The organism is Chryseobacterium sp. Chry.R1 (assembly GCF_039645525.1).
Taxonomy (GTDB): Bacteria; Bacteroidota; Bacteroidia; order Flavobacteriales; family Weeksellaceae; genus Chryseobacterium; species Chryseobacterium proteolyticum.
On the sequence record NZ_CP151793.1, the window covers coordinates 3,701,428 to 3,710,167 of the forward strand.

At 36.5% G+C, this 8,740-nt stretch carries 7 protein-coding genes; 1 reads left to right on the plus strand and 6 read right to left on the minus strand.

What is annotated here, in order from left to right:
* Positions 1 to 58: 58 nt before the first annotated feature.
* Together AAEU33_RS16815 and AAEU33_RS16820 are read right to left on the minus strand one after the other, a co-directional pair.
* Positions 59 to 949, minus strand: coding sequence for a serine hydrolase (locus AAEU33_RS16815; RefSeq protein WP_345989011.1), 891 nt, complete (start codon positions 947 to 949; stop codon positions 59 to 61).
* A 141-nt stretch (positions 950 to 1,090) separates the two neighbouring features.
* Positions 1,091 to 1,450 (minus strand): VOC family protein, encoded by a 360-nt coding sequence (locus tag AAEU33_RS16820; protein ID WP_273647762.1) that lies wholly within the window; start codon positions 1,448 to 1,450, stop codon positions 1,091 to 1,093.
* Positions 1,451 to 1,822: 372 nt separating this feature from the next.
* Between AAEU33_RS16820 and ppk1 the strand changes: the two genes are divergently transcribed.
* Entirely contained in the window at positions 1,823 to 3,847 is a 2,025-nt protein-coding gene (gene ppk1, locus AAEU33_RS16825; protein WP_345989015.1) for a polyphosphate kinase 1, read from the plus strand.
* A 5-nt stretch (positions 3,848 to 3,852) separates the two neighbouring features.
* Here the strand turns inward: ppk1 and AAEU33_RS16830 are convergent, their stop codons facing one another.
* The 4 genes from AAEU33_RS16830 to fabD form a co-directional block, all read right to left on the minus strand.
* On the minus strand, positions 3,853 to 4,596 hold the full coding sequence (locus AAEU33_RS16830; protein WP_172283446.1) for a 4'-phosphopantetheinyl transferase superfamily protein: 744 nt from the start codon (positions 4,594 to 4,596) through the stop codon (positions 3,853 to 3,855).
* Positions 4,597 to 4,638: 42 nt separating this feature from the next.
* On the minus strand, positions 4,639 to 5,292 hold the full coding sequence (locus AAEU33_RS16835) for an MBL fold metallo-hydrolase (RefSeq protein WP_345989018.1): 654 nt from the start codon (positions 5,290 to 5,292) through the stop codon (positions 4,639 to 4,641).
* 82 nt (positions 5,293 to 5,374) lie between these two features.
* Positions 5,375 to 6,346: an acyltransferase domain-containing protein gene (locus tag AAEU33_RS16840; RefSeq protein WP_345989022.1), complete on the minus strand. Its 972-nt coding sequence runs from the start codon at positions 6,344 to 6,346 to the stop codon at positions 5,375 to 5,377.
* On the minus strand, positions 6,347 to 8,635 hold the full coding sequence (fabD, locus tag AAEU33_RS16845) for an ACP S-malonyltransferase (RefSeq protein WP_345989024.1): 2,289 nt from the start codon (positions 8,633 to 8,635) through the stop codon (positions 6,347 to 6,349).
* Positions 8,636 to 8,740: the final 105 nt, after the last annotated feature.

Below are 8,740 nucleotides of genomic sequence, written 5' to 3' on the forward strand. Positions count from 1 at the left end.
TACAGTGTTAAAGTCCGTCCATAAACGTACAAATCAGACACATAAAGTACATGAACATTTATTTGTTCAACTTACTATACACTAAGTCCGTTATTTTTGCTATTACATCATCATTGGTCTTATTGTCTTCATGGGAGTCGGATATAAATACGGCAATACTGAAAGATTTACCATCTTGAAGATTTACAATTCCAATATCATTACATGCCCGGAGCACACCATTGTCCCTGCCTGATGTTCCTGATTTATGAAATGATTTTGTTTTATTTTGTATCAATCCCTGTATTCTGGTATTTGTTACCGAATGTTCCATTCCGTTTTTTAGCAGATCAAAACTTTCGTGAGATAATATTTTCTTCTTTTCAACCTTATAAAGGATTTTTGTAGCAAAACCAGGGGTAATCCTATTTGATTCAAAGTCTTTTAAAGGACTGGTATAATCATACATAATACTGAAATCTCCCGGATTTCCCATGTGAATTTCATGGATAAAAGTATTGAGGCCGCCAAAGCTTCCGGGAACATAATTCGCAAGCTTATCGAATATATTATTATCACTACGTTTAAGCATAAAATAAACGGATTGTTTCAGAGACATTGTTGTCCCCTGGGGAATACTATCTCTCAGAGGGCTATAGGTATCTGGTCTTAAATCTTCTTTAGAAAATACAATCTGTTGATTCAGATTCATCTTTCCCTGATCTACAAGATGTAAAATATAAAGACCTAAAAAGTATTTTGATACACTGTATAGCCTGTATTTCTTATTCTTATTATTATTAATCTTAACTAATTCATTTCCTTCATTATTTCTGACAGAAACTCCTATATCCATTTTTTTGCCATCTATCAATTTATTGATGTCATTTGTTAAATTTGTTTCCACAGAAGTACTCCTGCACGACGTCATAAAAATGACCAGCAAAAAATACATAAACGCTTTTTTCATCTGAATGTGTTTGTTTTTATTATTGTTTTCTATTTTAAATTTTTAGTTTTTCCGGATTCCATTCAACCTATCATCTAAAACATTCGTATAAGATTCACAAAATCAAAATCTTAAAAACCTCTACCTTAATCAAACTAAAAACTATTCATAATAATGCCCCACCTCTATCATCAGGTTTTCATAGCTGAAATAAAAACCAAAGCTATCCCTTATTTTGCGGGGTTCCTGTTCTCCTACAATACCTCCCGTTTTTAAACGTTGGTATATATCATTAACCTGTTCTATGGTGTCCAGCATAAATCCTATGTGAAAGGCTTCGGGGTAAGCAGGAGTTCCTTCTCGGTTTTTCATCAATACCAGTGTAAAATTACCTTCTCCCTTTAATACACTAACGATATAATCTCCTTTTACATCTACACATTTAAAACCGAAATAGGTCTGAAAGAATTTTGTTGTCTTTTCAACATTGGCAACAACTAAATTGATATGATTAAGCTTCATCTTCTTTTTGTTAAAAAGTGAATTTAGCTATTATTTTTTAATTTAAAATATAGATTCAATAGATTATTTAATAATCAAGCGCTAACGATTACGCTTTTTCTCTATTGCTTATCCCTGTATTTGTACGTGTTCAGCCTCATTTCATATCTATTTTGATCAGGAAGTAATATTTAAGATCACCTATATTTTGCTTTATCACAATAACCAGGTTTTATCTAATTTCCAGTATTAATATTTCGCAAACTAACCATGAATTATGGTTTTGATATTAAAAATTGTATTAATTTCACATTCAATATCGCTTAATGAAATTTTGAAAGAGGATTTTCTAAACTAACATCCTTATCTATATTTGACTTCAACAATTATAAAATGCCTAAAAAATATATATTTCCATCCGAATTGTCCTGGTTATCTTTTAATGACTGTGTTTTACAGGAAGCGGCTGATAAAACCAATCCTCTGTATGAAAGAATAAAATTCCTTGCCATTCATTCTTCCAACCTTGATGAATTTTATAGGGTAAAGATCAGCGATCTTCATTCTATTCCTGAAAAAAGCAATTTGTTTGAGAAGGTTAATAAGGAAATTAACCGCCAGCAGAATACATTCGGTTCGATATGGAAAAAGCAGATTATCCCGGAACTTCAGGAAAATAAGATCATCTATTACGAAAACCAGCCGTTGCTCCCCCTGCATACAGAGGAGATCGACAGTTACTTTAAAACAACCATCCTTTCTTATATCCAAATTGTTTATTTGTCAGAAGACGAAAATCAGGAGTATTTTTTAAATAACAGGCAGCTTTACTTATTGATCCGGCTAAAAAATACAAATGGCGAAATCACCTATTGTTACATCAATATACCAGCTGATAAGCTGAACCGGTATAAATTACTGAGCCCTGTAAAAGGAAAAAATTACATCATATCCATAGACACAATAATTAAAAAATGTCTGCATTATATATTCCCTGACCAGAAAACCTCTACAGCATTTGCTATTAAACTTAACCGGGATGAAAATTACCTGATTGAGGACGAAGCTAGCGGAAATCTGGTTTCCAAGATCAAAAAGAAACTGCAGGAAAGAAAATCGGGTTCATCTACAAGATTCCTGTATGATTTTAATATGCCCGAAGAAATGAGAAAGCTATGTAAAAATGCATTCCATCTGAAGGACTACGAAATGATTGAAGGTGGCACTCATCATAATTTTTTTGATCTGTTTAAGTTTCCTAATCCCAATTTTCCGGATCTTCAAAATGAGAATTTCCCACCGCTGAAATATTTTCCGTTTGAAACCAAGAAATCAATATTTGAAGTCATTGGTGAAGAAAACCAGCTGCTCCATTTCCCATATCAATCTTATCATTATGTCCTACAGTTTTTTAACGAGGCTGCTATTCATAAAGATGTAACGGAAATAAAAGTAACCCTGTACCGCATATCTTCACAGTCTCTCATTGCTAATGCTCTGATCAGCGCTGCAAAAAATGGAAAAAAAGTAACTGTTTTTGTTGAGGTAAAAGCCAGATTCGATGAGAATAATAACCTTTTCTGGGCCAACGAGATGCAAAGGGCCGGAATCAGGATCATTTACAGTATGCCTAATCTTAAAGTACATGGCAAGGTGGCTCTATTAACCTTAAAAAATGCAGGAAAGACAAAGAATTATGCTTACCTATCAACAGGAAATTTCAATGAAAATACAGCAGAAACATACACCGATTTTGGCTTTTTCACCTCTCAAAAAGAATATACGGATGATCTGAAGCAGGTATTCAGGTTTTTTAAAACCAAAGAAAAAAATTACCCTATTTCTAATTTATGGGTCGCAGGATTTAATCTGAAAGAAAATATCCTACAGCATATTGATATTGAAATACAAAATGTTGAGAATGGCAAGAAAGGAGCAGTATTCATGAAGATCAACGGTCTTAATGACAAGGAAATCATCAGTAAACTAATTGAAGCCAATAATGCAAAAGTTGAAATTACCCTTATTGTGAGGGGGATCTGTACTCTGCTGCCGGGAATTAAAGGTTATACGGAAAACATCAAGATTTACAGGATTGTAGACCGTTATCTTGAACACTCCCGTATCTATCGATTTCACAATGATGGAGCAGAAAAAATTTACCTTTCTTCGGCAGATATGCTTAGCAGGAATCTCAACCGCAGAATAGAAGTTGCCTTTCCTATAAAGGATAAAAAAATCATGCAGGAGATTAACGCTATTATCAATATGGAGCTGAATGACCATACCAAAAAGAGGATCATTAACAGTAAAGGCCAGAGTATTTCCGAAGACCAGGCCGGGCAACCGGATAGCTCATCTCAACAGGCTACTTATCTTTGGTACAAAAAGAAAGAGAAAAAGTCAAAGAAAAAATAACTGTTCTACAAACACAATCGTGAAATCACTGCTGTATCCAAACTACTTTTTTTAGGTAATACAATGGACCATGCATGTCCTTTTGACACCCAGGATATGGATTGATATTGAGGAAAATTGATAAAGTTGCAAACGATAACATTTCCTTTATGCTCAATATCCTCAATTTCATATAAATGAAAAGGAGTCATAAGACCGGTTTTCAGGACTTTGGACAGGGCTTCTTTTATCGTCCATAAAACAGTAAGACTTTTGTTTTCATCACCATCAATATCCAAAAGCTTATCTTTCTCATGAGGAGTAATAACTCCTTTAATGGTATCTGATTGCTCTGCACTAACAGCTTCTACGTCTACCCCCATCGGATGTCCTTCCGGAAATACCACAGCTATCCCCATTTCTGTAGTATGAGAAATACTTAATTGGATATTTCCCGCTCCGGATAAATGAAGAACCGGCTGCTGGAATATTCCGGAAACTATTTTTGTATCTGGTAAAACAACCTCATTCATAAATGCACTTAATGCAGTTTTGGCAGCGTATCTACCCAGCAAATAACTGTGCTGAACTTTAGGTAACTTTAATGTACCAAAAAAGTCCAGTTCTTCCTGATGCAAAAAAGAATGTCGTATTTCTTTCAAGTGAGCCAGCGAGTGCTGAGTTACTGCAATAGCAGCAGGATACAAACCATCAGCTCTCTGTAAAGCTAATTTTTCAACTGCACTATTATTTTGTATGGATACATTCATAGCAATAAGTTCATCGTCAATAAACGCATAAAATTAGCATTATTATTTGAAAGAAAAAGGGTCTGGCTGATTCTTCCGCATCCTGAAATCTGTAAAAGCATCTCTTCTGTTCAAAAGGAAATAGATGTTGTTCTGCAGTAGAAAACTTAGCTCTTTTCCCGGCTGTTCACCAAACGAATGTCCCGGCCAGATTAAGGCCTGCTGGGGTAAATATTGTTTTATAAACTGTACGGAATCATAAAGGGAATTGATTCCACTATTGTCACAGATGCCCACTCCTTCAATAAAAATAGTATCTCCTGTAAAACAATGCCTATCAATGAGATAGCAAACACTTCCTTTCGTATGTCCCGGAGTCAGTAATGCCGTTACACTAAACTGACCTACCATGACATCCTGCAAATGCTGGATAGCGATGAGATTAGGGCATGTAAATTCATATTGTCTGATTTCAATGGCTGACATATATACCGGTACCCCATAATATACTGCAAAGGTGGAGGCCAGATCTGTATGATCGTAATGAGAGTGAGTCAATAAAACCCCTCTCAATGTAATATGGTTGTCTTTCAAAAAACTGCTGATCAACTCATAGTCCCATGCCGGATCGATCAATATTCCGGAATGGTTATCATGAATGAGGTAACATTGATTTTTAATACCTTGACCAGATACGAGGAAAACTTCTACTTTCATCTGTTTATATTTATTTTTTTAAGATCAGATGGAATGCCCATCATCACTTCCCAGGGTGTCAAAAAATTTTTGACATGGGTGTTCATACTACTGTATCTTTTATTTTTTGCTGTAATTTTTCCAGCTGCTCAATTTCTCTTCTGTAAGGGCTCATAATGGTTAGTACCTCAGAAGAAGTTTCAGGTTGCAGATTGTATTTAACAAATGCAGCACTGGTTCCCGAAGGTCCCATGTCTATATACAGACAGGGACCTTTGGCTTCCAGAAGATCAATTATTTTTGTAAAATTAGAGTAGTGACTTATCGCCTGCCAGAAATAATCAGCTGTCAGCTCATTGATTTCTATCGCTTCAAAACCCGATATAAATCCTTTGGATGGAGCTTTAAAAGCACTGGCTGAACTGCTGTACTGATCGAAATCTGCTTTTGCAGTTTTCATTAATGGAGAATGAAAAGGAACATTGACGGGAAGCCGAAAAGTACTCATTCCTTCTTCAGACAATTTGCTTTCAAATACTTCTAAGTGAGACGTTTTACCTGATAAAGTAAAATGTCCTTTAAAATTATCTGATGCAAGAAATAGCTGATGTTGTTTATAGAGACTTCTCAATTTTATTTCTTCGGCAAAAACTACCAGCATACCGCCTTCAATATCAGCACGGCAGATGGATTTAGCCTGTTCTATTGCAGCTTCAACAGCACTGGCAGCATCCCATACCCCATTAGCAACACCTGCCGCAAATTCACCCAAACTGTTACCCGATATAAAATCCGGTTTAATTCCCATTTCCAATAGAACTTCATACAAAGCAATCTCAACAGCAACAATTGCAGGATGGGTGATCAACAACTCATCGAACGATTCTTCTGTGTTGGTATACAGTTCATCAATCAATGAGTAGTTGAGCTGCTTTTGTACCATTTGATCCAGTCTTTCAAGACAGCTTTTAAATTTCGGGTGCTGTTCGTACAATTCCCGTCCCATCCCGCGATAATGGCTTCCTTGTCCGGAAAATAAGAATACAATATGTTTTTTAAACTCGTTTTCTGTCATCTAATTATTTACCATTAATGCTGTGTTTTCTAATAATTTTGCTGCTCCTACCATAATATTGACTCCAATCTCGTCAACATGGCGTTTTTTCCAGCTTTCCATCGGAGTACCTTTGACCCACTGATTAAATGCTCCAAGTGCAGAACCTGTATGGATCTGGAAATTGGCTTTATTCTCAATATTTCCTTCAAAAGCCAGTCTATTGGTATACCCAAAATACCAACGGAAGACCAAAGCCATTTTATTTTTAGGATTCTGTTCCGCTTTGGTAATCTCTGCCTCAGCTCCCACATTTCTACAATATTCGCGTACTTCGTTCCATATTTCACTGATGCTTTTTTCGAAATACGTTTTCTCTAACTGCGTTAAGGTCTTTTCTGGGATCTCATCTAAACTGTTGTACTGATTGTATAAAGCGTATAGCTTATTTGCTCTTGCAGCAAACAACACTCCTCTTCTAAGCACTTGCACTTTAGCACCAATTTCAAACATATCTCCTGCCGGCGCATAGTCGGTATCCTGTACATTGATGTCCTGTAAAAGGTCTTTTACGGCATCGCTGGTTCCTGCTTCTACCGTACATTGATTAACTGAACCAGTCACAATAAAGTCAGCTCCCATAATGTAGGCACATGTTGCTGCCTGAGGCGTACCGATTCCACCTGCCAATCCAACTCGTATTCCTTTATAATAACCATATTCTGCCATAATATCTGCTCTTAAACGTTGGATAGACGGCAATAAAACCATTGCAATTCCACGATCAGTATGCCCACCTGAATCCGCTTCAACACAAATATCATAACTCATCGGTACTTTTTTAGAGAGTGCTGCCTGTTCTGCTGTGATCAACTCTTCTTCCAAAAGATGTCTCACAATTTTTTCAGGGGCAGGACGCATAAAAACTTCTGCTACTTCCGGTCTGGAAACTTTGGCAATAATGTTATGCTTACATATTACTTCACCGTTTGGTCCTTTCTGTAAACCTTTTAATCTGTAATACACCAAAGCAGGCATCATTTGCATATAAGCCGAAGCTTCAATATTCGTTACTCCATAAAGAAGTAAAAGCTCAATAGCTTTCATTTCAGAAGCCGGATCATTTAAATTATGCAGGAAGTTCACGCCATACGGTTCTCCATGGGTCAGTTCCTCCTGAATTTTAATAATATTCTTTTCTATTTCTGCCAATGGCATTCCTCCTGTTCCCAAAAATCCCATGAATCCTGTTTTTCCCAAGCGTACTACCAATTGAGGTGAAGCAATTCCTCTGTACATGGATCCTGCAACATAAGCGTATTTAAGACCATAATCTTTACGGAATTCATGGCTTCCTAAGCGGGTGGAAAGACATTCTTTTTTTGAAGCTTCCCCATTTACCTTACCATTTACTGATCCGTTAATATGAGGTTTTGCTGTTTCGATTACAATTTCCTCTTCATGGATCAATGGCGTACAGTTTTCTGTAATTTCATTGACCATTTTAGTTAAAATAACACTTCCTGTTTCTTCATATTCGGTAACTCCCTTCCCCATTAAAGTCCGGATGGTATCTGTCCACTGTACAGAGCTTTCAATCTGCTGAGCCAAAAGCTCAATGATCTGTCCATCAGGATAAGGTTTTGCTGTAACATTTGCAATCACAGGAGTCTTTAAGGCTGAAAAACTAAAGTTTTGAAGATAATCTTTAAATTCTGTAGCCGCAGGTTTCATATATCTTGAATGGAAAGGAGCGCTTACAAAAAGAGGAAATATTTTAATCTTGCGTTCTTCAAATTCCTGCACAATCCTGTCAATGGAATCCTGAGGTCCCGCTATTACAATCTGAGTCGGAGTATTGATATTGGCGATATCTATATCGCTGTATCCCCCTTCTGCTAAAAGTTTTTGTACGGCATCCACTTTAAGTCCCAATACCGCTGCCATTCCACCTCCGGATGCCGCAGCCATCAAAGCTCCTCTTTTCTGAACCAGCTTTAATCCGGTTTCAAAGCTGAATGCTTCTGCTGCTAACAGGGCATTATATTCTCCCAGACTGTGTCCAATGAAAAAATCGGGTTTACTTCCTGATGAGTTGGCATAATGTGTAAATGCATTTACCGTATATAATGCAGGTTGTGTGAATTGTGTTTTCCCCAACTGACGTTCAGGATCTTTGATGCATAATTCTTCAAGGTCGTACCCTAATATTTCTGATGCTAAAATTGTTTCTTTTCTGAACTGATTGAACAGGTCTTTTCCCATTCCTTTGTATTGGGATCCCTGCCCCGGAAACATTACTGCTTTCATATGCTAATATTTATTGTTTTTATGGTCATATGGAACACCCATAATTATTTTCTTGTGTGTTAAAATAATTTTTGACATGGATGTTTCATATGTCTTATTGTGTGT

Bases quoted from the DNA above. Each gene is read 5' to 3' on its own strand.
- AAEU33_RS16815 (WP_345989011.1), bottom strand. From the start codon at position 949: ATGAAAAAAGCGTTTATGTATTTTTTGCTGGTCATTTTTATGACGTCG.
- AAEU33_RS16820 (WP_273647762.1), bottom strand. From the start codon at position 1,450: ATGAAGCTTAATCATATCAATTTAGTTGTTGCCAATGTTGAAAAGACA.
- ppk1 (WP_345989015.1), top strand. From the start codon at position 1,823: ATGCCTAAAAAATATATATTTCCATCCGAATTGTCCTGGTTATCTTTT.
- AAEU33_RS16830 (WP_172283446.1), bottom strand. From the start codon at position 4,596: ATGAATGTATCCATACAAAATAATAGTGCAGTTGAAAAATTAGCTTTA.
- AAEU33_RS16835 (WP_345989018.1), bottom strand. From the start codon at position 5,292: ATGAAAGTAGAAGTTTTCCTCGTATCTGGTCAAGGTATTAAAAATCAA.
- AAEU33_RS16840 (WP_345989022.1), bottom strand. From the start codon at position 6,346: ATGACAGAAAACGAGTTTAAAAAACATATTGTATTCTTATTTTCCGGA.
- fabD (WP_345989024.1), bottom strand. From the start codon at position 8,635: ATGAAAGCAGTAATGTTTCCGGGGCAGGGATCCCAATACAAAGGAATG.